At 69.7% G+C, this 23,307-nt stretch carries 16 protein-coding genes; 8 read left to right on the top strand and 8 right to left on the bottom strand.

Annotated features, from left to right (window positions below; all coding sequences use genetic code 11):
* Positions 1 to 102 precede the first annotated feature (102 nt).
* The gene (locus tag WT60_RS15155) at positions 103 to 2,382 is read left to right on the top strand and encodes an arginine/lysine/ornithine decarboxylase (protein WP_038751788.1); all 2,280 of its coding nucleotides are present in this window, start codon (positions 103 to 105) and stop codon (positions 2,380 to 2,382) included.
* Positions 2,383 to 2,384: 2 nt separating this feature from the next.
* A complete protein-coding gene (locus WT60_RS15150) occupies positions 2,385 to 3,095 on the top strand; it encodes a lysozyme inhibitor LprI family protein (RefSeq protein WP_038751786.1) in 711 nt (236 codons plus the stop codon).
* A 120-nt stretch (positions 3,096 to 3,215) separates the two neighbouring features.
* Here WT60_RS15150 and WT60_RS15145 read toward each other — a convergent pair whose 3' ends face one another.
* The 5 genes from WT60_RS15145 to WT60_RS15110 all read right to left on the bottom strand — a co-directional run bounded on the left by WT60_RS15145 (position 3,216) and on the right by WT60_RS15110 (position 10,429).
* The gene (locus WT60_RS15145; RefSeq protein ID WP_060356693.1) at positions 3,216 to 3,887 is read right to left on the bottom strand and encodes an HAD family phosphatase; all 672 of its coding nucleotides are present in this window, start codon (positions 3,885 to 3,887) and stop codon (positions 3,216 to 3,218) included.
* A gap of 300 nt (positions 3,888 to 4,187) precedes the next feature.
* Positions 4,188 to 5,597: an argininosuccinate lyase gene (gene argH, locus WT60_RS15135; protein ID WP_059574753.1), complete on the bottom strand. Its 1,410-nt coding sequence runs from the start codon at positions 5,595 to 5,597 to the stop codon at positions 4,188 to 4,190.
* Between the two features lie 510 nt (positions 5,598 to 6,107).
* Positions 6,108 to 9,128: a fimbria/pilus outer membrane usher protein gene (locus WT60_RS15125; protein WP_145986801.1), complete on the bottom strand. Its 3,021-nt coding sequence runs from the start codon at positions 9,126 to 9,128 to the stop codon at positions 6,108 to 6,110.
* A gap of 40 nt (positions 9,129 to 9,168) precedes the next feature.
* Complete coding sequence (locus tag WT60_RS15115; RefSeq protein WP_059643668.1) at positions 9,169 to 9,903, bottom strand: fimbria/pilus periplasmic chaperone; 735 nt, start codon at positions 9,901 to 9,903, stop codon at positions 9,169 to 9,171.
* 7 nt (positions 9,904 to 9,910) lie between these two features.
* The gene (locus tag WT60_RS15110) at positions 9,911 to 10,429 is read right to left on the bottom strand and encodes a spore coat U domain-containing protein (RefSeq protein ID WP_038751765.1); all 519 of its coding nucleotides are present in this window, start codon (positions 10,427 to 10,429) and stop codon (positions 9,911 to 9,913) included.
* A gap of 58 nt (positions 10,430 to 10,487) precedes the next feature.
* On the opposite strand from WT60_RS15110, the gene WT60_RS33720 reads away from it, so the two are divergent.
* Positions 10,488 to 10,751: a hypothetical protein gene (locus tag WT60_RS33720; protein WP_145986800.1), complete on the top strand. Its 264-nt coding sequence runs from the start codon at positions 10,488 to 10,490 to the stop codon at positions 10,749 to 10,751.
* Between the two features lie 103 nt (positions 10,752 to 10,854).
* Entirely contained in the window at positions 10,855 to 11,865 is a 1,011-nt protein-coding gene (locus WT60_RS15105; protein WP_038751808.1) for a spore coat U domain-containing protein, read from the top strand.
* A 69-nt stretch (positions 11,866 to 11,934) separates the two neighbouring features.
* On the opposite strand, the gene WT60_RS15100 is transcribed toward WT60_RS15105, so the two are convergent.
* Positions 11,935 to 12,747: a helix-turn-helix transcriptional regulator gene (locus tag WT60_RS15100; protein WP_059643671.1), complete on the bottom strand. Its 813-nt coding sequence runs from the start codon at positions 12,745 to 12,747 to the stop codon at positions 11,935 to 11,937.
* A gap of 183 nt (positions 12,748 to 12,930) precedes the next feature.
* On the opposite strand from WT60_RS15100, the gene WT60_RS15095 reads away from it, so the two are divergent.
* Positions 12,931 to 13,686, top strand: coding sequence for a class I SAM-dependent methyltransferase (locus tag WT60_RS15095; protein WP_060356690.1), 756 nt, complete (start codon positions 12,931 to 12,933; stop codon positions 13,684 to 13,686).
* Positions 13,687 to 14,368: 682 nt separating this feature from the next.
* On the opposite strand, the gene ppc is transcribed toward WT60_RS15095, so the two are convergent.
* On the bottom strand, positions 14,369 to 17,353 hold the full coding sequence (ppc, locus tag WT60_RS15085; RefSeq protein WP_038751757.1) for a phosphoenolpyruvate carboxylase: 2,985 nt from the start codon (positions 17,351 to 17,353) through the stop codon (positions 14,369 to 14,371).
* A 333-nt stretch (positions 17,354 to 17,686) separates the two neighbouring features.
* Between ppc and hemC the strand changes: the two genes are divergently transcribed.
* From hemC to WT60_RS15065, 3 genes are read left to right on the top strand one after another with little or no spacing between them, the layout of a single operon-like run.
* On the top strand, positions 17,687 to 18,670 hold the full coding sequence (gene hemC / locus WT60_RS15075) for a hydroxymethylbilane synthase (RefSeq protein ID WP_038751752.1): 984 nt from the start codon (positions 17,687 to 17,689) through the stop codon (positions 18,668 to 18,670).
* Positions 18,670 to 20,649, top strand: coding sequence for a fused uroporphyrinogen-III synthase HemD/membrane protein HemX (gene hemDX / locus WT60_RS15070; RefSeq protein WP_060356689.1), 1,980 nt, complete (start codon positions 18,670 to 18,672; stop codon positions 20,647 to 20,649). Before hemC ends, hemDX begins: the two co-directional genes overlap by 1 nt.
* 4 nt (positions 20,650 to 20,653) lie before the next feature.
* Entirely contained in the window at positions 20,654 to 21,844 is a 1,191-nt protein-coding gene (locus WT60_RS15065) for a heme biosynthesis protein HemY (RefSeq protein WP_038751746.1), read from the top strand.
* 108 nt (positions 21,845 to 21,952) lie between these two features.
* Here the strand turns inward: WT60_RS15065 and WT60_RS15060 are convergent, their stop codons facing one another.
* Positions 21,953 to 23,260, bottom strand: a complete 1,308-nt coding sequence (locus WT60_RS15060) for an MFS transporter (protein ID WP_060356688.1) — start codon at positions 23,258 to 23,260, stop codon at positions 21,953 to 21,955.
* Positions 23,261 to 23,307: the final 47 nt, after the last annotated feature.

The following is a 23,307-nucleotide window of genomic DNA, read 5'->3' as shown; positions in this document are numbered from 1 at the left end:
TCTGCTTGCATATCGATCTGACCTATCGCCAGTCCGGGTGACCGCTGCGCCAGGGCCTGTTCATGCCCGCGCGCCGCGGTCGTTCTTTTTGGAGAATCGCCCATGAAGTTTCGTTTTCCCGTCGTCATCATCGACGAAGATTTTCGCTCCGAGAACATCTCGGGCTCCGGCATCCGGGCGCTGGCGGAGGCGATCGAGAAAGAAGGCGTCGAAGTGCTCGGCCTCACGAGCTACGGTGACCTGACGTCGTTCGCTCAGCAGTCGAGCCGCGCGTCGTGCTTCATCCTGTCGATCGACGACGACGAGCTGATGCTCGGTGAAATCGGCGCGGACGGCGAGCTGCCCGAGCTCGCGACGGCGATCATCGAGCTGCGCGCGTTCGTGACCGAGGTGCGCCGCCGCAACGCGGACATCCCGATCTTCCTGTACGGCGAGACGCGCACGTCGCGCCATTTGCCGAACGACATCCTGCGCGAGCTGCACGGCTTCATCCACATGTTCGAGGACACGCCGGAGTTCGTCGCGCGCCACATCATCCGCGAGGCGAAGGTCTATCTCGATTCGCTCTCGCCGCCGTTCTTCAAGGAGCTCGTCAAGTACGCCGACGAGGGCTCGTACTCGTGGCACTGCCCCGGCCACTCGGGCGGCGTCGCGTTCCTGAAGAACCCGCTCGGCCAGATGTTCCACCAGTTCTTCGGCGAAAACATGCTGCGCGCGGACGTCTGCAACGCGGTCGACGAGCTCGGCCAGCTGCTCGACCACACGGGCCCCGTGGCCGCGTCCGAGCGCAACGCCGCGCGGATCTTCAGCGCCGATCACCTGTTCTTCGTGACGAACGGCACGTCGACGTCGAACAAGATCGTCTGGCACGCGACCGTCGCTCCAGGCGACATCGTGCTCGTCGACCGCAACTGCCACAAGTCGATCCTGCACGCGATCACGATGACGCATGCGATCCCCGTGTTCCTCACGCCGACGCGCAATCACTTCGGCATCATCGGGCCGATTCCGCGCGACGAGTTCAAGCCGGAGAACATCCGCAAGAAGATCGAGGCGAACCCGTTCGCGCGCGAGGCGCTCGCGAAGAACCCGAACGCGAAGCCCCGAATCCTGACGATCACGCAGAGCACGTACGACGGCGTGGTCTACAACGTCGAGCAGATCAAGGATCTGCTCGGCGACCTCGTCGACACGCTGCACTTCGACGAGGCGTGGCTGCCGCACGCGGAGTTCCACCCGTTCTACCAGGACATGCATGCGATCGGCGCGGGCCGGCCGCGCACGGGCGCGCTCGTGTTCGCGACGCACTCGACGCACAAGCTGCTCGCGGGCATTTCGCAGGCGTCGCAGATCGTCGTGCAGGATTCGGAGAACCGCACGTTCGACAAGCACCGCTTCAACGAGGCGTACCTGATGCACACGTCGACGAGCCCGCAGTACGCGATCATCGCGTCGTGCGACGTCGCGGCCGCGATGATGGAGCCGCCGGGCGGCACCGCGCTCGTCGAGGAATCGATCGCCGAGGCGATCGACTTCCGCCGCGCGATGCGCAAGGTCGACGCCGAGTACGGCGCCGACTGGTTCTTCAGCGTGTGGGGCCCGGACAACCTGTCGGACGAGGGGATCGGCTCGCGCGCCGACTGGCTGCTGAAGCCGAACGATCGCTGGCACGGCTTCGGCCCGCTCGCGGAAGGCTTCAACATGCTCGATCCGATCAAGGCGACGATCATCACGCCGGGGCTCGACGTCGACGGCGAATTCGGCGAGACGGGCATTCCGGCCGCGATCGTCACGAAGTATCTGGCCGAGCACGGGATCATCGTCGAGAAGACGGGCCTGTACTCGTTCTTCATCATGTTCACGATCGGCATCACGAAGGGCCGCTGGAACTCGATGGTGACCGAGCTGCAGCAGTTCAAGGACGATTACGACAACAACCAGCCGCTCTGGCGCGTGCTGCCCGAGTTCGTCGCGCAGTATCCGCTTTACGAGCGCGTCGGCCTGCGCGATCTCTGCACGCAGATTCACGACGTGTACCGCGCGAACGACATCGCGCGCCTCACGACCGAGATGTACCTGTCGGACATGGAGCCGGCGATGAAGCCGTCCGACGCGTTCGCGAAGCTCGCGCACCGCGAGATCGACCGCGTGCCGCTCGACGAGCTCGAAGGGCGCGTGACGAGCATCCTGCTGACGCCGTATCCGCCGGGCATTCCGCTGTTGATTCCGGGCGAGCGCTTCAACAAGACGATCGTCAACTACCTGCGGTTCGCGCGCGATTTCAACGAGCGCTTCCCGGGCTTTCACACCGACATCCACGGTCTCGTCGCGGAAGAGATGAACGGGCGCATCGAGTACTACGTCGACTGCGTGCGCGATTGACGATGACGGCAGTCCGCAAGACGCTCGCGCGCCTGGCCGCCGCCGCGCTCGCCGGATGGCTCGCGGCGGGCGCGGCGCACGCGGAAGTCGCGGCGGCCGATCCGATCGACGTCGCGATGCGGCAGTGTCTCGCGCGGCGCGACCGCTCGTCGACGGCGGGCCAGATCCAGTGCATGGACGAGGCGCGTCAGCGGTGGCTCGGCGAAGTCGACGCCGCGTACCAGCGGCTGCAGAAGGCGGCGCCCGCCGACGCGCGGCGCGGCTGGCAGGAGAGCCAGCGCCGCTGGCTCGCGTGGCGCAAGGACGAGGCGCATCTGGTGCGCGCGGTCTACGAGACGACGCAGGGGACGATGTACGCGATGGCGAGCGCCGACATGCGGCTGCAGCCGGTGCGCGACCGCGCGCTCGCGCTGCGCGGCGCCGCCGACCGCTACGCGCAGCCGGGCGGCGACAAGGGCGCCGTGCACCGCGTGCGGCCTTGCATGCGCGATGCGGCTTGCGAGCATGCGCTCTTCGACATGAACCGCTATTACGCGAAATTGCAGGCGCGGATGCCTGCGGCCTCGCTGCCGACGCTCGTCGCCGCGCAGCGCGAGTGGGCCGCGTTTCGCGACGCGACGACGCCGCTTATCAGCGAGGACGGGCGCGTGGATCTGATCGGCGCGCGCGTCGCGACGCTCAAGCGGTTCTCGGAGACGGTCAACAATCGCTGAGCGCTCAGCGCACCGCGGCCGGGGTTCGTCTCCCGTTTCTTTGGCGCGCGCCGGTGAGGCCGCCCGCCGCCATCCTCGTGTCGATCTTGCGTGTCCGCTGCGCGGCGGCGCCGCGTCCGCTCACGCGTGCGCGGCGCGCGGCCCGAACCACGCGGGCACGAGCGCGACCGCGTCGTCGAGCGAATCGAGCACGCGCAGGCTCAGCGCGACGATCTCGGGCGTCGGCGCCTTCAGGTCCGGCACGGTGACGACAGACGCGCCCGCGCGCGTTGCGGCGAGCGCGCCGAAATCGCTGTCCTCGAACGCGACGCACGCGTGCGCGGGCAGGTTCAGCCGTTCGGCCGCGAGCCGGTAGACGGCCGGATCGGGCTTGCCGCGCTCCACTTCGTCGCCGCCCGCGATCGCGGCGAAGCGCTCCAGCACGCCGACCGCGTGAAGCCGCGTGCGAATCACGTCGCGCGTGGACGACGACGCGACCGCGCACGGCACGCCGGCGTCGGCGAGCGTCGTCAGGAGCGCGTGCGCGCCCGCCTTCAGCGGAAACTTCGGATGAGGCTGCGGTGCGGCGAGCTGCGTGCGCACCTGCGCGGACACCGAGCGGAACGCGTCGTCGCCGAGCAGGCCGGCGAGGATCGTCTGGCCTTCGCGGAACGAGCGGCCGACGATCTGCAGATAGTCGGCGGACGACAGCGCGACGCCGTGCGCGCGCGAGACGTCGATCCACGTACTCATGATGGTCCGCTCGGAATCGACGAGCAGGCCGTCCATATCGAAGATTGCCGCTGAGAACATGGGTTGTCGTCCGTGTATCGAGGCGTGGGCCGCGGGCTGCGCACCGTCGCGCGTTCGGGCGGCGTCGCCAGCGTGGTCGCCGAGCGCGCGGGCAGCCGAAAGCGGTGCGCGCCGTCGCGGCGATCGCCGCGTGTCGCTTGCCGCGCCCGGTTTCGCGTTAGCCGTGTGCCCGTCGATCGCGACGAGCCGCCGGCGCATATCGGCGCGGCCGGGCGCGCATCGCTTTGTGGGCTGCCCGGCGTTTCGCCCGGCAAATAAAAAAGACGGACACCATTCGGTGTCCGCCACGTGCATGCGAGCTTACTTGCCGAGCGCCGCGCGCGCCGCCTTCGCCGCCGCGCGCACCTGGTCCGGCGCGGTGCCGCCCGGATGGTTGCGGCTCGCGACCGAGCCTTCGAGCGTCAGATAGTCGAACACGTCGTCGCCGATCAGGTGCGCGACGTTCGGCAGCTCCTGCTTCATTTCGTCGAGCGAGAGGTCCGCGAGATCGATGCCGCGCGCGTCGCAGACCTTCACCGCATGCGCGACCGCCTCGTGCGCGTCGCGGAACGGCAGCCCGCGCTTGACCAGATAGTCGGCGAGATCCGTCGCGGTCGAGAAGCCCTGCAGCGCCGCCGAGCGCATCGCGTCCGGCTTCACCGTGATGCCCGCCGCCATCTCCGCGAAGATCCGCAGCGTGTCGGCCACCGTGTCGACCGTGTCGAAGAGGGGCTCTTTGTCTTCCTGGTTGTCCTTGTTGTACGCGAGCGGCTGGCCTTTCATCAGCGTGAGCAGCGCCATCAGGTGGCCGTTCACGCGGCCCGTCTTGCCGCGCGCGAGTTCGGGCACGTCCGGGTTCTTCTTCTGCGGCATGATCGAGCTGCCCGTGCAGAAGCGATCGGCGATGTCGATGAAGCCGACGCGCGGGCTCATCCACAGCACCAGCTCCTCGGAGAAGCGCGACACGTGCGTCATCACGAGCGCCGCCGCCGCCGTGAATTCGATCGCGAAGTCGCGATCGGATACGGCGTCGAGCGAGTTCGCGCAGATGCCGTCGAAGCCGAGCGACTTGGCCACCGCGTGACGGTCGATCGGATAGCTCGTGCCCGCGAGCGCGGCCGCGCCGAGCGGCAGGCGGTTCACGCGCGCGCGGCAGTCGCGCATGCGCTCCGCGTCGCGCGAGAACATCTCGACGTACGCGAGCAGGTGATGGCCGAACGTGACGGGCTGCGCAACCTGCAGGTGCGTGAAGCCCGGCAGGATCGTGTCGGCGTTCTTTTCGGCGAGGTCGATGAGCGCGCCGCGCAGGTCGTTCAGCAAGCCGCCGATGCGGTCGATCTCGCCGCGCAGCCACAGGCGGATGTCGGTCGCGACCTGGTCGTTGCGCGAGCGGCCCGTGTGCAGGCGCTTGCCGGCGTCGCCGATGAGGGCGGTCAGGCGCGCCTCGATGTTCAGGTGGACGTCCTCGAGATCGAGCTGCCATTCGAATTCGCCGCGCTCGATCTCGCCCTTGATCTGCGCCATCCCGCGCTCGATCGCGGCGAGATCGTCGGCGCTGATGATCTTCTGCGCGGCGAGCATGTTCGCGTGCGCGAGCGAGCCGGCGATGTCGACGAGCGCGAGGCGCTTGTCGAAGAAAACCGACGACGTATAGCGCTTGACGAGCTCGGACATCGGTTCCGAAAAGCGGGCCGACCAGGCCTCGCCCTTTTTGTGCAGTTGGGACGTCATGGCGATTCTTGAAAGGGGAGTGGAGCGGCGCGCGCCGCGAACGGACAACGCGGATTCTAGCATTCGCGCGGTGGGCGGCCGGTGGGGCGCGGTCGGGGCGGCGCGAGGGGGCGGAGCGCGTGCGCCGGCGGTTTCGGCGCGCGTGCGGGCGGGCTGCACGGCGGCGGGCGATACGGCGGGCCGGCGCGGGGGCGCTTGCGCGGCGGGCGCGATGGGGGCGCGATGGGTGCGCCGCTCGCGGCGGTCGCGAGCGGCGGCCGCTGTCATGGACGCGGCGTCGCCTGATAGATACGGCGGCGCAATCGGGGCGAACGGTGTGAACGTGCGAGCGACGCAAACGGCGCAAACGGCGCAAACGACGCAAACGACGCAAACGACGCAAACGACGCAAACGACGCAAACGACGCAAACGACGCAAACGACGCAAACGATGCGACCGAACGCCGGCGCCCGGCCGAGTCGGCCGACGCGCCATCGCGGATCGCGCGACGCGCCCGCGTGCGCATCGCGTCACTTCAAATCGCAGGTGAGCGGCCCGATCGTCGGCGGCGTGCCGTCGGCGGGGCGCGTGTAATCGAACGCGACCGCGCAGCGCTTGCCGCGGCCCGTTATCTCCAGATGATTGACGGCCGCGAGGCCGGTGACGAACGTGAGCCCGTCGTAGCCGACGATCGTGCTCGCGCCGCTTTCGCGATGCGTGACCGCAAGCCCGGGCGGCAGCGGCGCGCCGGACGCATCCTCGAGCACGATCGACGCCGATGGCTCGCGCGCGATCGAGAAATGCGCGAGCACGCCCGAGCGTGACTGCGGGACGACGTTGCGGATCGTGTCGGATATGCGCGCGTCGAGCGGCAGCTTCAGCGTGTCGATGCCGATCCGGTTGTTCTGATACGCGTTCAGGTCGGGGATCAGCAGATGTCCGCCGCGGTCGGTCGTGCCGATCACGCGATTCTCGTGCGTCACCGGCACGCCCGCCGATCCGTCCGTCGACACGAGCGCGAAGCCGTCGTCGATGCGCCGGGCGAGGTGCGCGTTGCCGTCCATCAGCACGACGGCGCCCGTCACGTCGAGCGCCGCGTTTTGCCGCCCCGCGATCGTCTGTGCGAGCGCCGTCACTTCGCCCGCGCGGCCGAGGTATTGCGCTTGCGCCTGGCCGTAGCGCGTGCCGCCCGCGTCGCCCGCCTGCGCACTCCAGCCGAAGCCGCCGCCGTAGTCGGGCGCGCGCATCGCGTTCACGTTGTAGACCGTCTTGCCGTTCTGCCGGCCGGCGTTCGTGTTGACGGACGTCCGGTCGCCGAGCGCGACGTTCAGGCTCAGGAACACGCCGCGCGAGTCGCGCTGATGGAAGTCCTGGAACGCGCTGATGTTGATCGACGCGAGGCTGCCGACGTTTGCCGAGTACGACACCGAGCCGATCCGCGACGCCTGCAGGCCGGGGTACTTGAGACCGATGTAGCTGATCGCGAACGTCTGCGACCGGATGAACGGCAGCGACAGCGTCACGCGATCGGTCGCGCTCGGCACCGGCGTGCCGTCGCGCGCGGCGAGGTCGCCGTAGTTGCCGAACGCGCGCAGCGTCTCGGCGTCGATCGAGAAGCGCGGGCGCACGAGCTGATAGCCGATGCCGACCTGCGTGCCGGTGAGGCGCCCGAGGCTCTGCGCGACCGACGCGCTCGCGACGCCCGCGCCGCCGAGCCGCACGAGCGTGCCGGCGCCCGCGTTGTAGAGGCCGGGCGTCGCTTCCGCATGCGCTTCGACGGTCAGGCTGTCGGTCGCGCCGTAGCGCGCGGTCGCGCTCGCGGCCGGACGGCGCGCGTAGTCGAACGAGCGCAGGCCCCACGCGCGCCGCAAAAAGCCCGCCTCGACCGAGTAGCTCGCGAGGCCCGGCGCGAGCATTCGCGTGTCGATGTAGAGCGGCAGCGACGTCGCGATCGTGCGCCCGAGCGCGTCGCGCGTGATGACGGTGGCGTTGCCCCCGCCCGTGATGCCCGGCACGCTGTTGATGACGAACGGGCCGCTCGGCACGTCGCTGCTGAACTGGCGCACGCCGTTCACGTACAGATCGACCGTCGACGGCACGACGGCCGTGCCCGCGAGCGAGGGTACCGGGAACGTCACGAGATCGGGGCGCAGCGCGAAGTTGCTGCGCCATTGCAGGCCGCCGAGGCGCAGCGAGCGCGTCCATGCGAGCGACGACGAGATCGTGTCGCCGAACTGCGTCGTCGTGAGCGAGTTCGGATCGGACCTGCTCCACGACGTGTCGTAGCGCGTGTAGCGCTGGCCGCCGTGCTGGAAATACGCGACGCCCGTGCTGCTGAACACGCCCGCCGGATCGAAGTAGCGCGCTTCGTGCCAGAGCGCGGCGCCCGCGCGGTCGGTCGTCTGCGCGTACAGGTCGTAGTTCAGCACGACGCCGCGGCCGGCGCTCGCGGGGACCGTCGGCGCGAGCGCGCGCGTGTCGAACGTGTGCGGGATGCGCAGCGAGTCGGGCGCGTCGAGGTCGATGGTTTGGCGCGCCGCGTCGTAGCGGTAGCGCAGCGAGTCGAGCGCATCGAGCGCGACGAGCGCGTTCGCCGGCTGCCGCAGCCGGGACGTCGCGATGCCGATGTCGTTCAGGTCGTCCTGGCTCGCGTAGAAGCGGCCGTCGGCGACGACGAAGTGCACGATCAGGTGCGTCGGCTGGCCGTTCAGCGAGACGGCGAGATACAGGTCGTTCGCGGTCACGGTTGCGTCCGCGCCGGGCACGGGCAGGCTCGTCGTCGGGTTGGGCGGTGCGGACAGCGCGGGGGGCGCGGCGGCCACGGCGAGCGGGGTTCGGGCGTTGGCCGAAGCGGGGGAGGCGCGCGATGCGGCCGGTGCGGGCGACGTCGCCGGAGAGGGCGATGCCGGCGATGTGGGCGACGCGAACGGCAACGGCGATCCGGCCGGCGAAGGCGACGTGGACGGCGACGGCAATGCCGATGGCGAGGATTGCAAAAACGGCAACGACGGGTGCGACGAGGACGGCGAGGATGACACAGACGACAAAGACGACACGGACGACACGGACGACACGGACGACACGGACGACACGGACGACACGGACGACACGGACGACACGGACGACACGGACGATACGGACGATACGGACGACACGGACGACGCAACCGACTCGCTCCCATTCGCCACCGCCGCGAACCCGCCCGTCGACGTCACCGCGTCAACCGTTGCGGGCGCAACGACCGCGCCGGCCGCCGCCGATGCGCCGCCCGATCCCGCGCGCACGGCGGCGCCGCTGAGCACGCGATCGACGGACGCCCCCGCGGATGTCCTCACGGAGCCCGACGCGAGCACGGCCGGACTCGCCGGCGCGGCGCGCGTTGCCGCATCCTCGGCGCCGGTTTCACCCGAAGCCGATGAGCTTTGCGCGTGCGCGCCCCGGCTCGCCGCGGCAGCGGCGAATGTCGCGGCGGCGAGTGCGATCGTCAGTCCGACGAACCGTCGATGCCGCCCAGGGTCCGTCGAGCGATGCGCGATGCGGACAGTCGGCACGTTCGAGCGAGTGGTTTGGAGGAACGGTCGAAGTGTGTCGTCAAGGCGGGCTCACGTCCGCCTCGACAGGTTGGGTGTTGATCGTCGCGCGCACCTTGCGGATGCGCGGCACGATCCGCGTCGCGTCGAGATGCAGCGGCCACTGCCGCATGCTGCCGGCGAGCGCGTAGCCGAGAAGGCCGGGGGCGATCTCGTAAGTCTTGCCGGCGTCGTCGACGAGCCGCACCGATGCGACCTGCGCATGCCGCCCGCCGTCGTTCGCCACGCGCAACAGCCAGCCCGACGCGCCGCGCACGATACGCCATGTGAGCTTCGGCGGGCCGAGCGCGGTGTCGGGCGCGACGAACACCGGAATCGAGTAGCGCAGCCGGATCGCGATGCCGTTGACGACGGGCGCGTCGCGCGTCGGCAACTCGTCGATCAGCACGCGATAGCTTTCCTCTGCGCGCGGCTTGTCGTGCGCGACGCGCACGAGCCGCACGAGCTGCTCGCTCTGCCCGCCGATCTGCAGCAGCGGCGGACTCGCGACGAGCCCCGGCGCGGGCACGAGCACGTCGTCGCCCTGCTCCTGGCTCCAGCGGAAGGTGCGCACCTGCCCGTAGATCGCCCGCGCGTCGGGGTTGCGCAGCATGACGCCCGCCGCCGGATTGTCGGCCGCCATCTCGACCGTGACGGGCGAGATCTGCAGCGTCGCGGCGCGGGCGGCCGGGACGGTGGCGGCAGCGACGGCGAGAACGGCGAGAACGGCGAGCCACCGGCGGACGAGCGACGTCACGGGCGGCTCAGAACGTGATGGTCGCGGTGATGGTCGTCTGGTAGGTGTCGGGTTGCGGCGTCGTCTGTGCGGGCACCTGGCCGTACACGGTCAGCGTCTGCGCGGTGCCGTTGCCGGTGCCGCTCACGGTGTCGGTGCCGACCGTGTTGCCCCACGGCGTCGAGTGTCCCGCGTTCTGATAGAGCTGGAAGCCGACCGTCGTGCTGGTGTTGCCGGACGCCGTGCCGGCGAGCAGGCGGCTCGAGACGCTCGAGCCGGACACGCTGCCCGGGTCGAGGCCGACGTTGTACGTCGTCGTGTTCGTGCAGGTGACGGACAGCGTCGTCTGCTGATTGACCGCCGACGCCAGCACGCCGGTCGTGCCGAACGACAGCGGGTTGGCGGAGATCGTGCAGTTGGCCTGGATCGTCAGCGAGACGTTGAAGGTGGCGGTGGCAGTCGCGGCCGATGCCGGACGAAACGACGGCGTGGCGACGAGGACAGCGGCGGCGAGGGCCGACAACAGAGGGCGTTGAAGGACATGCATCGCAATCGCTCCGTAGCTATGGTTATTTTCCCGTCACTATTCCGCCGCAGGCATCGAAATGTCAGGTGCGCCGCTCAATGAGCGCGCGATAAGCCGAAGACATGATTTTTTTGCGTTCCTAACAAGCCTAGTCGACGATTTCATTCCCGGCAACGGGAAAATGCCGGTGAATGATCAGGAGAAAAGCCTACGTAACCGGTGCAATACACTTTCAGGCAATGACGGCAAAATTCGTGAAAGCCGCATGGCCGCCGACGGCCGCCGGGTGGCGTTTTTCGGCCGGCGTGCAGTCGGCCGGATTCGGATGAACGAATCCGGATGAATTCGGAATTTCCTCGCCGCGTGTCGGCGACGGTCGAGCCACTTTATGCCGTTCGCCGAAAATCGAATGGCGCGTGCCGATGGTTATACTGAAGCCGGTCCGAATGCTTGAGATACGTCAAAAAATGGCGATGACAAAATTCAGGCAGCGCGATTTGAAACAATGGCTGCTCGCGATGCTCGTTGCGTTGCTGATGGCGGGCCCGTGGAGCGCCGCACGCGCCGAGACGTGCTCGGTCACGACGCCCGCGCCGGATTTCGGCTCGGTCGACCCGATCACGCTCGCGGCCGTCACGACCACCGCGACGATGACCGTCACCTGCACGTGGTCGGCCGCCACGCTGACGCCCAGCGTGCTCGTTTGCCTGAATCTCGGCGGCACGCCGCCGCGCTATCTGACGAACGGATCGAACCAGATGCAGTACGACCTGTATCAGGATTCGGGCCACACGCAGAGCTGGGGCTCGACGTATTACGGCACGACGCCGATCTCGCTCACGCTCGTGAAGCCTGCGCTCAGCACGACCGCGAGCTCGAACGTCACGATCTACGGGCAGATCGCGGCGAACCAGCCGACCGTGCCGACGGTCGGCAACGCGAGCACCACCTATTCGCAGACGTTCGGCGGCACGCTGACGTCGCTCAACTACAGCTTCTACACGCTGACGCCGACGCCTTGTGCGTCGCAGGCGTCGGCGGGTACGTTTGCATTCACGGTGAACGCGACCGTCGTCAACGATTGTTTCATCAACGCGACCAACGTCGCGTTCGGCTCGACGGGCGTGATCCAGAGCGCGCTGAGCGCGACGGGCACGATCAGCGCGCAATGCACGAACGGCGACGCGTTCCGGATCGCGCTGAACGGCGGCGGCAGCGGCGACGTGTCGTCGCGGGCGATGCAGCGCACGGGCGGGGGCGGCGCCGTCAACTATCAGCTGTATCTCGACGCCGCGCATTCGACGATTTGGGGCGACGGCACGTCCGGCACGTCGACGGCGACGGGAACGGGGAGCGGCCTGTCGCAGTCGCTCACCGTGTACGGCCAGGTGCCCGTGCAGACGACGCCCGCGCCCGGCACCTACAACGACACGATCACCGCGACGATCACGTTCTGACGAACCTTCGCCCGGCGTCGCGCGACGCGGCTCGCGTTCGCATGCGCGCGCGGGCCCGGGTTCCCGCCGTCACGCGTGTTCCCGAACCAGCACGACGAGCTTCAGGTCTTCGCGATGCGCGGGCTTGAGCGTCATCTGCTGATAGACGACGCGGCCTTCGCGCGGATGGTCGAACGCGCGTTCGCCGCCTTCGCGCTCGCCGACGTCCTGCGACGCCCAGTAATGCGCGAACGCGTCGCTTTCGGCGAGCAGCGAATCGATCAGCGCACGGGTGGGCGCGTCGCTCAGATGGCGAATCGTGTCGGCGCGGAATTCTCCGACGAGCCGCCGCGCGCGCGTTTCCCAATCGACGATCAGCGCGCGCGCCGCGGGCGACGTGAACGTGAAGCGCAGCAGGTTGCGCTCGCCGCGCTCGCCGTCGAGCCAGCCGGTGAAGAGCGCGGCGGCCGCGTCGTTCCACGCGAGCGCGTTCCATTGGCGGTCGAGCACGTACGCGGGCGTCGCGATGAGCTTCACGGCGGCGACGAGCGTTTCCGGCACGTCGGTCGCCGCGAACTCGGGCTCGGCCGGGTCGCGCTGCGCGGCGAGCTCGAACAGATACGCGCGCTCGGCGCGCGACAGCCGCAGCGCAACCGCGATGCGCGCGAGCGCGTCGGCCGACGCCGACACTTCGCGGCCCTGCTCGATCCACGTGTACCAGGTGGGACTCACGCCGCAGAGCTGCGCGACCTCCTCGCGGCGCAATCCCGGCGTCCTGCGCCGCGGGCCGGGCGGCAGGCCGAGCGCCTGCGGAGACAGCCGCTCGCGGTGCGCGCGGATGAATTCGCCGAGCGCGCGGGCGGGCGTTGAGTCGAGGGACGGTGGGGCGGACGGGCGGCTCATCTGGGTCGGGCGATGCGTGAGGGCGAACGGAAATACGGCGCTCCGATCGCCAGGCTGGTGGAGCGGATACCAGGATAATCGATTGTCTTGTACCGGTACAAATCGGATTCTATTGTAGCGGCTCACGGCGGCCGATGCAGTCGGCCGGCCGTCTGCGATCCCCACGCGACAAGGAGTCAGCGCATGAAGCATCACGATCAGGTCGCCGACGCGTTCGGCACGACCGCATCCGCCTATTTGACGAGCGCCGTCCATGCGACGGGCGCCGATCTCGACACGCTCGCCGCCGAGATCGCCGGGACGCCCGGCGCGCGCGTGCTGGATCTCGGCTGCGGCGCGGGCCACGCGAGCTTCGCCGCCGCGCGCGGCGGCGCGAAGGAGGTGGTCGCGTACGATCTCGCGCCGCAGATGCTCGCGACGGTCGAAGCCGCGGCGCGCGAGCGCGGCCTCTCGAACGTGCGGGTCGAGCAGGGCGCGGCGGAGCGGCTGCCGTTCGCCGACGCGTCGTTCGACTGGATCGTGAGCCGGATGAGTGCGCATCACTGGCACGACGTGCCGCGCGCGCTCGCCGACGCGCGCCGTGTGCTGAAGCCGGGCGGCCGCGTGCTGTTCGTCGACATCGCGGGCGCCGATCATCCGCTCGTCGACACGCATCTCCAGGCGGTCGAGGTGCTGCGCGACGCGTCGCACGTGCGCGATTACCGCGTCGACGAGTGGCTCGCGTCGTTCGCGCAGGCGGGTTTCGCGGCGCGGGTGCGGGCGCGCTGGCGCCTGCCGATCGCGTTCGACGGCTGGATCGCGCGGATGAGGACGCCCGACGTGCGCGCGAACGCGATCCGCGCGCTGTGGGCGGGCGCGCCCGATGAGGTGCGCGCGTACTTCGACGTGCGGCCGGACGGCTCGTTCGAGCTCGATGCGGTGATGATCGACGCGCGCTGACGCGGCGGGGCGGGGGATGGGCGGGGCGCTGGGAGATCGGGGAAGCCGGGACGGCGAGGCGTCGAAGTGTCGAAGTGTCGGAATGTCGAGGCGCCGGGCACCCTGCGCGGCGCGCGTCGATTGCTGGGAACGCGGTGCCGGGCGTTGAGATCTGAGCGTTGATAACCGATAACCGATAACCGATAACCGATAAGCGATAGGCGATAAGCGATAAGCGATAAGCGATAAGCGATAAGCGAGTGCTGGGAGCTGGCAGCCCAGACCGAGCACCGAGCGCCCAGCCCAGCCGAGCCGAGTCGAACCGAACCGGACCGAACCGGACCGAACCGAACCGAACCGAACCGAACCGAACCGAACCGAACCGAACCAAGCGTGCAACGCGATACGCAGATCGCGATACGCCGAATCCTCGGCGCGCGGAGCCGCGCGACGTCAAGCCCGAGCACGCGAGAAAGCCGCGCGGCGCGCCCCTCGCGCGGCGCCGTTCCTTCCCGGCACGTGACCGAACAGCGCCGGCCCCACACGCCGATTGCAGGGCGCCAGCCGCGCGAAAGCCGTCCGGCGAACCAACCGCCCCGAGCAAAAAAACGGCCGCGCACGTGCGCGGCCGTCACCGTTTCGACGTCGGCAAGCGAGCCTCGCGCACGACACGGCGACGCCCGCGCGCAAGGCCGCGCAGCGCTCAGCCGGTATTGCGCAGCCCGGCCGCGATCCCGTTGATCGTCAAGTGAATTCCGCGCCGCAGGCGCGCGTTCGTGTCGCCCGCGCGGTGCCGCTTGATCAGCTCGACCTGCAAGTGGTTCAGCGGATCGAGATACGGGAAGCGGTTCTTGATCGAGCGCGCGAGGAGCGGATTCGCGGCGAGCCGGGCGCCGCTGCCCGTGATCTCGGCGAGCGCGTCCGACGTGCGGTGCCATTCGGCGACGATCCGCTCGAACACGTGCTTGCGCAGCTTCTTGTCGGCGACGAGCTGCGCATAACGCGACGCGACCGCGAGATCGGTCTTCGCGAGCACCATGTCCATGTTCGACATCAGATGCGCGAAGAACGGCCAGGTCTTGTTCATCTTCTTGAGCAGCGCGACGCGCTTCGCGCGCTCGCCGGCGTCCTTCGCGCCGTCGAGATAGGCGGCCACCGCGCTGCCGAAGCCGTACCAGCCCGTCAGCAGCAGCCGGCACTGGCCCCACGAGAAGCCCCACGGAATCGCGCGCAGATCCTCGATCTTGCGGTTCTTCGGGTCCTGCAGCTTGCGCGACGCGGGCCGGCTGCCGATGTTCAGCTCGGCGATCTCGGTGATCGGCGTCGACGAGAAGAAGTAGTCGGTGAAGCCGGGCGTCTCGTAGACGAGCGCGCGGTAAGCGGCCATCGCGGCGTCCGACAGCGTCTGCATCGCCGCCTCGAACGCGGGCAACTGCTTCGGCGCGTTGCTGTGCGGCAGGAGCGTCGCCTCGAGCGTCGCGGCGACGACCGTCTCGAGATTGCGCCGGCCGATCTCCGGGTTCGCGAACTTGCTCGCGATCACTTCGCCCTGTTCGGTCAGGCGGATCTGGCCGTTCACCGTGCCGGTCGGCTGCGACAGGATCGCCTGGTAGGTCGGGCCGCCGCCCCGGCCGACCGTGCCGCCGCGCCCGTGGAAGAGGCGCAGCTTGATGCCGCGCTCGCTGAACAGATCGACGAGCGCGAGCTCCGCGCGATAGAGCTCCCAGTTCGACGTGAGGAAGCCGCCGTCCTTGTTGCTGTCCGAATAGCCGAGCATCACTTCCTGCTCGTGGCCCTGGTGCGCGAGCAGCTCGCCCAGGCCCGGCAGCGCGAAGAACTCGCGCATGATGTCGGGCGCGTTGCGCAGGTCGGCGATCGTCTCGAAGAGCGGGATCGCCATCAGGCCGTTGCGCGCGTTCGCATGCGGCGTGCCGAGCGTGCCTTCGAACAGGCCCGTCTCCTTCTGCAGCAGCAGCACTTCGACGAGGTCGCTCACCGTCTCGGTGTGCGAAATGATGTAGTTGCGCACCGCGCGCGGGCCGAACTGCGCGCGGATCGCATGCGCGCGCTCGAGCACGCCGAGCTCGCTCATCGCGAGGTCCGAATAGTCGAGATACGGCGAGCGCAGCGGCCGAGGGTCCGCCAGCGCCGCGAGCAGCACGCGCAGCTTGTCCGCTTCGGGCAGCGCCGCGTAGTCGGGCTCGACGCCGCCGCGCGCGAGCAGCTCGGCGATCACCGCTTCGTGGATGTCCGAGCTCTGCCGCAAGTCGATGCTCGCGAGATGGAAGCCGAACGCCTCGGCCGCGCGCATGAGCGGCGCGAGGCGCGGTGCCGCGAGCGATTCGCCGTGATGCACGGCGAGCGAATCGGTCAGCACGCGCAGGTCGGCGACGAATTCCTCGGCGTCCGCGTACGGCGTCGCGCGCACGGGCGCGGCGCCGCGGCCCGCGCTCCTCACGGGCACCGCGCCTTCGCCGAGCCGCACGCGCGCGCTCGCCGCGAGCCGCGTGTAGACGCCGATCAGCGCGCGGCGATACGGCTCGTCGACGCGGTGCGGCGACTGGTCGGGCGACGCGGCCGCGAGCGCCTTCAGCGCGTCGCTCGCGCCGACGAGCAGGTTCGACACGGAGAGCTCCGCGCCGAGCTTGTGCACCTGCTCGAGGTAATGCTCGAAGATCACCGCGGCCTGGCGGTTGATCGCTTCGTCGAGCGTCGCGGCGGTGACGTTCGGGTTGCCGTCGCGGTCGCCGCCGATCCAGCTGCCCATCTGGAAGAACGCCGGCACGCGCGCGGGCAGGCCGTGCTCGGCGAGCGCCTCCTCGATGTCCGCGTAGAGCGCGGGCAGCTCGTCGAGGAAGGTCGCGCGGTAGTACGACAGCGCGTTCTCGATCTCGTCGGCCACGGTCAGGCGCGCGTCGCGCAGCATCCGGGTCTGCCAGAGCGTCGTCACGCGCGCGCGCAGGAGCGCCTCGTTGTGCGCGAGCTCGCGCGTGGTGAGCGGCTGGTCGCGCTCGGCGAGCAGCCGCGCGATGTCGTGCTGCGCGTCGAGAATACTCTTGCGCTGCACTTCGGTCGGGTGCGCGGTCAGCACGGGCACGATGAGCGCGCCTTCGAAGAACCGCCGGATCGTCTTCGGCGACGCGTCGCCCGCTTGCCTGAGCTTGTCGAGCGCGTAGGCGACGGTGCCCGCCTGCGGCGCGGAGCCCGCGAGCGCGTGAATTCGGCGGCGGCGATTGTGATGGCGGTCCTCGGCGATGTTCGCGAGATGCGAGAAATAGCTGAACGCGCGCACGACGCTCACCGTCTGCTCGGGCGTGAGCTTGCGCAGCATCTTCTCGAGCGTCTGCGCGGCGGCCTTGTCGTCCTCGCGGCGGAACTTGACGGCGGTTTGGCGGATCGTTTCGACCACGTCGAACACGGCGTCGCCTTCTTGTTCGCGGACGACGTCGCCGAGCAGCCGGCCGAGATAGCGGATGTCCTCGAAGAGCGGGCGGTCCTTGTCTTCGCGCGTGCGGCCTTGCGGTTTCGCGTGCGCGGCGTTCGCCGGCGCGAGCGCTTGCGCGGCGGCGCCGTTCGGCTTGCGCGCTGTTTTCGCGGCGCGGCGGGCGGGGGTGTCGGCGGTCGCCGGGGCGTAGGAGGACGAGACAGCATTGCGGCGCGTCGCGCGCGCCGATCCGGAAGACTTCACGATTGATTTCCTTGGGAAAGCACGAGTGAACGGGAACTGCGGTCCAGCAACAGCGAGCGCGATCAAGCGGCGCGGCGCCGCGCGCTGCACGGTGCGTGACGCGCGTCGCGCGCGGCCTCGTCGGACGACGAAACCGGGCGACGCGGCGAGCGACGCGACGACTGCGGCGCCGGGCCCGCGTGCGGACGCCGGATTCCGCCTCGAACCGAACGATCGTTCGGGATCTTGACGCAGACCGTGCGGGCCGTGCGCACCGGCCGTCCGGCGGGCGGAGGCGCAAGGCGCGCGTGCTACCATAGTCCGTTCCTAATCCCGTCCTTCGATGTCCCTGCAATGAACTCCGAGACTCTTTCGGCCGAGCTGCCTGCGACGCTGACGATCGCGTCGCGCGAGAGCCGCCTCGCCATGTGGCAAGCCGAGCATGTGCGTGATGCGCTGCGCAAATTATATCCAGCTTGCGACGTGAAAATCCTCGGGATGACGACGCGCGGCGATCAAATTCTCGATCGCGCGCTCTCGAAGGTCGGCGGCAAGGGCCTCTTCGTGAAGGAACTCGAGAACGCGCTCGCCGATGGCCGCGCGGATCTCGCCGTGCATTCGCTGAAGGACGTGCCGATGGAGTTGCCCGAAGGCTTCGCGCTCGCGGCCGTGATGAGCCGCGAGGACCCGCGCGACGCGTTCGTGTCGAACGACTACGCGTCGCTTGCCGAACTGCCCGCGGGCGCCGTCGTCGGCACGTCGAGCCTGCGCCGCGAGGCGATGCTGCGCGCGCGCCATCCGCACCTCGACGTGCGGCCGCTGCGCGGCAATCTCGACACGCGGCTCGCGAAGCTCGACCGCGGCGACTACGCGGCGATCATTCTCGCCGCCGCGGGCCTGAAGCGCCTCGGCCTCGCCGCGCGCATCCGCGCATTGCTCGACGCCGAAGACAGCCTGCCCGCCGCGGGCCAGGGCGCGCTCGGCATCGAGATCGCCGCGCGCCGCGCGGACGTCGCCGCCTGGCTCGCGCCGCTGCACGACGCCGCGACCGCGCTCGCCGTCGAGGCCGAGCGCGCTGTGTCGCGCGCGCTCGGCGGCAGCTGCGAGGTGCCGCTCGCCGCGCATGCGGTGTGGCAGGGCGACGAACTGCGCCTGACGGGCAGCGTGTCGACGACGGACGGCGCCCGCGTGCTCGTCGCGCGCGCGCAGGCCCGCGCCGCGACGCCCGCCGACGCGCTCGCGCTCGGCCGCGCCGTGTCCGACGATCTCGAGCGCCAGGGCGCGCGCGCGATCGTCGACGCGCTCGTCGCGGCGAGCGCGCAAAAGGGCGGCGCGTGATGGCGGGCGCGCCGCGCGCGTTCACGGCGGTGCTCACGCGCCCCGACGGACAATCGGCGGAGCTTGCCGCGCAGCTTGCCGCGGCGGGCCTCGACGTGCTCGACTTTCCGCTCATCGACATCGCGCCGCTCGCCGACGACGCGCCGCTCGCCGACGCGTTCGCGCGGCTCGATGCATACGCGCTCGTCGTGTTCGTGTCGCCGAACGCGATCGATCACGCGCTCGCGCGGCTCGGCGCGATCTGGCCGCATCCGCTGCCGATCGGCGTGGTCGGGCCGGGCAGCGTCGCCGCGCTCGCGCGGCATGGAATCGCGGCGGGCGCGCATCGCGTGATCGCGCCGCGCGAGCCGGGCGACGGCGGCGAGCCGCACTACGATTCCGAAAGCCTCTTCGCCGAGATCGTCCGCGCGTTCGACGGCGAGGCGAAGCTCGCCGGCAAACGCGTGCTGATCGTGCGCGGCGACGGCGGCCGCGAATGGCTCGCCGAGCGGCTGCGCGAAGCGGGCGCCGAGGTCGAGCTCGTCGCCGCGTATCGGCGCGTGAGCCCGGAGCCTTCGATCGGCGCGTGGGAGCGCGTGCATGCGCTGCTGTCGGGCGCGCCGCACGCGTGGCTCGTGACGAGCTCGGAAGGCGTACGCAATTTGCGCGAGCTCGCGCACGAGCATTTGAACGAGACCGAGATCGACGCGCTGACGCACGCGCAGTTCGTCGCGCCGCATCCGCGGATCGTCGAGACCGCGCGCGCACTCGGTTTTGATAGGATTACGCTGTCCGGCGCAGGCGATGAGCGCATCGTCCGCGCGTTTCGTACGTTGGCCGATCAGGCCGATCAACCGGCGACTGCCGCTCCGATGCCTTCTCGCATGACAGACACCAACGATACCAAAGACGTCTCTTCCAAACCGGCCGCGGCCCCCGTTGCGCCGCCGAATCAACCGTTTACGCCGTTTGAAACGAAAGAGCGGCGCAGCGGCTCGAGCGCGGCGCTGTGGTTCGTGGTCGCCGTGATCGCGGCCGCGGCGGGCGTCGGCGGCTATGCGCTGAACCGTAAGGTCGATCGCCTCGACCAGCACGCGGTCGAGCGGCAGAAGGCGCTCGACGCGCAGACGGCCGAGATCCGCACGAAGACCGATCAGGCGCTCGCGAGCGTGCATCAGGCCGATTCGCAGCTGTCGCAGCTCGAAGGCAAGCTCGCCGATGCGCAGACCGCGCAGACCGCGCTGCAGCAGCAGTATCAGGACCTGTCGCGCAATCGCGACGCGTGGATGATCGAGGAAGTCGGCCAGATGCTGTCGAGCGCGAGCCAGCAGCTCCTGCTGACGGGCAACACGCAGCTCGCGCTGATCGCGCTGCAGAACGCCGATTCGCGGCTCGCGTCGTCGCAGAGCGCGCAGGCCGTCGTCGTGCGCAAGGCGATCGCGCAGGACATCGAACGGTTGAAGGCCGCGCCGTCGGCGGATCTCACCGGGCTCGCGATCAAGCTCGACGACGCGATCGGGAAGGTCGACGCGCTGCCGCTCGCGGGCGAAGCGATCGCGCCGCACGCGCAAACGACGCCAGACGTCGCCGCGAACGCCGAGCAGGCGGCCGCGGCGGCGGGCGAGCCGCGCTGGAAGGCGTGGTGGCGCGGCTTCTCGGCGGGCATCGGCGCGCAGCTGAAGTCGCTCGTCGAAGTGCGCCGCATCGACCACGCGGACGCGATGCTCGCGTCGCCCGAGGAAGGCTACTTCGTGCGCGAGAACGTGAAGCTGCGCCTGCTGAGCGCGCGGCTGTCGCTCCTCGCGCGCAACGACGGCGCGATGAAGTCCGATCTGCATGCCGCGCAGGCGGCCGTCGCGCGCTACTTCGACGGCGCGTCGAAGGACACCCGGATCGTTCAGGATCTGCTCAAGCAGGTCGACGCCGCGTCGCTGACGGTCGCGGTGCCGAACCTCAACACGAGCCTGAACGCGGTTCAACAGTTCAAGAGCCGGGGTTGACGACATGACGCTGCGTGGAATCATTTGGCTCGCCGTGCTGTTCGCGATCGCCGCGGCGCTCGCGACGGTCGGCCGCTTCGACACCGGCCAGGTGCTGATCGTCTATCCGCCGTATCGCGTCGACGTGTCGCTCAACTTCTTCGTGCTCGCGATCATCGTCGCCTTCATCGTGCTGTATGCGCTGATGCGGATCGTGCGCAACGTGTGGCGGATGCCGCAGCGCGTCGCCGCGTATCGCGCGCGGATGCGCAACGAGCGCGCGCAGGCCTCGTTGCGCGACGCGCTCGCGAACCTGTACGCGGGCCGCTTCTCGCGTGCGGAAAAGGCCGCGCGCGATGCGCTCGCGGTCGACGCGAACCAGGGCGCGGCGAGCCTCATCGCCGCCGCGGCGACGCACCGGATGCACGAGTATGCGCGTCGCGACGAATGGCTCGCGAAGGTGAGCGGGCAGGAATGGCAGGACGCGCGCCTGCTCGCGACGGCCGACATGCGTGCGGACGGCCGCGACGCCGAGGGCGCGCTCGCCGCGCTCGCCGAGATGCAGGCGTCGGGCGGCAAGCGCATCCATGCGCAGCAGATCGCGCTGCGCGCGCAGCAGCAACTGAAGAACTGGGGCGAGGTGCTGAAGATCGCGAAGGCGCTCGAAAAGCGCGAGGCGCTGCATCCGGCCGCCGCCGTGCGTCTGCGCCAGCAGGCGGCCGAGCATCTGCTGCGCGATCGCCGGCACGACGCCGACGCGCTCCTCGAAGTGTGGCAGTCGCTGTCGGCCGCCGAGCGGCAGTCGCCGCGCCTCGCGGATCTCGCGGCCGAATTGCTGATCGCGCTCGAGCGCCGCCAGGAAGCGCGGCGAATCGTCGAGGACGCGCTCGCGCACAACTGGAACGCGCGGCTGCTGCGCCGCTATCCGGACACGGCGGGCTCCGACGCGCTGCCGCTGATCCAGAAGGCGGAGGGTTGGCGCCGGGAACGCCCGGAAGACGCGGACCTGCTGTTCGCGCTCGGCCGGCTGTGCCAGCAGCAGCAACTGTGGGGCAAGGCGCAGTCGTTCCTCGAATCGGCGCTGAAGCTCGCCGACGACGAGCCGCTCAAGATCCGCACGCATCGCGCGCTTGCGCGCCTGTTCGAGCATCTCGGCGAGACCGACAAGGCCGCGCAGCATTATCGCGAAAGCGCGCTCTCGATCACGGTCGTTTGAGCGTTCGCGCCGGGGCGTCGCCCGGCGCGCGGGCGGGACGCAAAGAAGACGGCGGCCTTGGTGGCCGCCGTTTTCGTTTTTGCCGGCACGGGCGCGCCGCGCGTCGAATCAGATGTCGACGAGCGCCTTCGGCACCGACAGCGCGAGCAGGCCGCCCAGCAAGAGGAACCCGGCGAGCATGTACATCCCGGCGTCGTTCGACGTGGTCGCCTGCTTGAGCCAGCCGACGAGGTACGGGCTCAGGAAGCCGGCCAGATTGCCGACCGAATTGATGATCGCGATGCCCGCGGCCGCGGCCGTGCCGCCGAGAAACGCGGTCGGCAGGCTCCAGAAGAGGGGCAGCGTCGTCAGGATGCCCATCGTCGAGATCGTGAGGCCGAGCATCGCGAGCATCGTGTCGTGCGCCCAGACGACCGACAGCACGAGCCCGAGCGCGCCCGCCGCCGCGGGGATCGCGAGATGCCAGCGCCGCTCGCGGCGGCGGTCCGCGCTGTGCGCGATCGCGAGCATCGCGACGACGGCCGCCGCATACGGCACGGCGGACAGCAGGCCGATCGAGAACGTGTCGGTCACGCCCGTCGACTTGATCAGCGTCGGCAGCCAGAAGCCGACGCCGTAGAGCCCCATCACGAACGAGAAATAGATGAGGCCCATCAGCCACACGCGCGGGCTCGCGAACACGACGGCGAGCGGCAGGTCTTCTTTGCGCGCGTCCTCGAGCGCGATGTTGCGCGTGAGGAGGGCCTTTTCATCGTCGTCGAGCCATGCCGCCTTCGCGATCCGGTCGTCGAGCGCGAACAGCAGCAGGATGCCGACGAGCACCGACGGCACGCCCTCGAGCAGGAACAGCCACTGCCAGCCGTGCCAGCCGTTCGCGCCGTCGAACGTCTTCAGGATGTAGCCGGAGATCGGGCCGCCGACGACGCCCGACAGCGCGACGGCCGTCATGAAGAGCGTGGTCATCCTGCCGCGGCGGTGCGCCGGATACCAGTAGGTCAGATAGAGGATCACGCCGGGGAAGAAGCCTGCTTCCGCGACGCCGAGCAGGAAGCGCATCGTGTAGAACATCGCGGGCGTCGACACGAACATCGTCAGCGCGGAGATGATGCCCCACGTGACCATGATCCGCGCGATCCACACCCGCGCGCCGACCCGGTGCAGGATCACGTTGCTCGGGACCTCGAACAGAAAGTAGCCGACGAAGAAGATGCCCGCGCCGAGGCCGTAGACCGCGTCGGACAGATGCAGGTCGGACGCCATCTGCAGTTTCGCGAAGCCGACGTTCACGCGATCGAGATACGCGACCACGTAGCAGAGCAGCAGCAGCGGCGCGAGCCGCCACGAGACCTTGCGGTAGGTTGCCGCCTCGAAGGCGGACGGCGGAGTCGGCGTGAACGCCGGCGCGGTGCTGGCCATGATGTCTCCTCTGGCACGTTTGAATGGCGGCAGGCGGGGTGGAGCGC

Source organism: Burkholderia sp. MSMB617WGS (assembly GCF_001532025.2).
Taxonomy (GTDB): domain Bacteria; phylum Pseudomonadota; class Gammaproteobacteria; order Burkholderiales; family Burkholderiaceae; genus Burkholderia; species Burkholderia savannae.
Note: the sequence above shows the minus strand (reverse complement) of the source record. Positions and strands in the feature narration are given on the sequence as shown.

Coding starts and splice junctions, on each gene's coding strand:
- WT60_RS15155 (WP_038751788.1), top strand. CDS start 103: ATGAAGTTTCGTTTTCCCGTCGTCATCATCGACGAAGATTTTCGCTCC.
- WT60_RS15150 (WP_038751786.1), top strand. CDS start 2,385: ATGACGGCAGTCCGCAAGACGCTCGCGCGCCTGGCCGCCGCCGCGCTC.
- WT60_RS15145 (WP_060356693.1), bottom strand. CDS start 3,887: ATGTTCTCAGCGGCAATCTTCGATATGGACGGCCTGCTCGTCGATTCC.
- argH (WP_059574753.1), bottom strand. CDS start 5,597: ATGACGTCCCAACTGCACAAAAAGGGCGAGGCCTGGTCGGCCCGCTTT.
- WT60_RS15110 (WP_038751765.1), bottom strand. CDS start 10,429: ATGCATGTCCTTCAACGCCCTCTGTTGTCGGCCCTCGCCGCCGCTGTC.
- WT60_RS33720 (WP_145986800.1), top strand. CDS start 10,488: ATGTCAGGTGCGCCGCTCAATGAGCGCGCGATAAGCCGAAGACATGAT.
- WT60_RS15105 (WP_038751808.1), top strand. CDS start 10,855: ATGCTTGAGATACGTCAAAAAATGGCGATGACAAAATTCAGGCAGCGC.
- WT60_RS15100 (WP_059643671.1), bottom strand. CDS start 12,747: ATGAGCCGCCCGTCCGCCCCACCGTCCCTCGACTCAACGCCCGCCCGC.
- WT60_RS15095 (WP_060356690.1), top strand. CDS start 12,931: ATGAAGCATCACGATCAGGTCGCCGACGCGTTCGGCACGACCGCATCC.
- hemC (WP_038751752.1), top strand. CDS start 17,687: ATGAACTCCGAGACTCTTTCGGCCGAGCTGCCTGCGACGCTGACGATC.
- hemDX (WP_060356689.1), top strand. CDS start 18,670: ATGGCGGGCGCGCCGCGCGCGTTCACGGCGGTGCTCACGCGCCCCGAC.
- WT60_RS15065 (WP_038751746.1), top strand. CDS start 20,654: ATGACGCTGCGTGGAATCATTTGGCTCGCCGTGCTGTTCGCGATCGCC.
- WT60_RS15060 (WP_060356688.1), bottom strand. CDS start 23,260: ATGGCCAGCACCGCGCCGGCGTTCACGCCGACTCCGCCGTCCGCCTTC.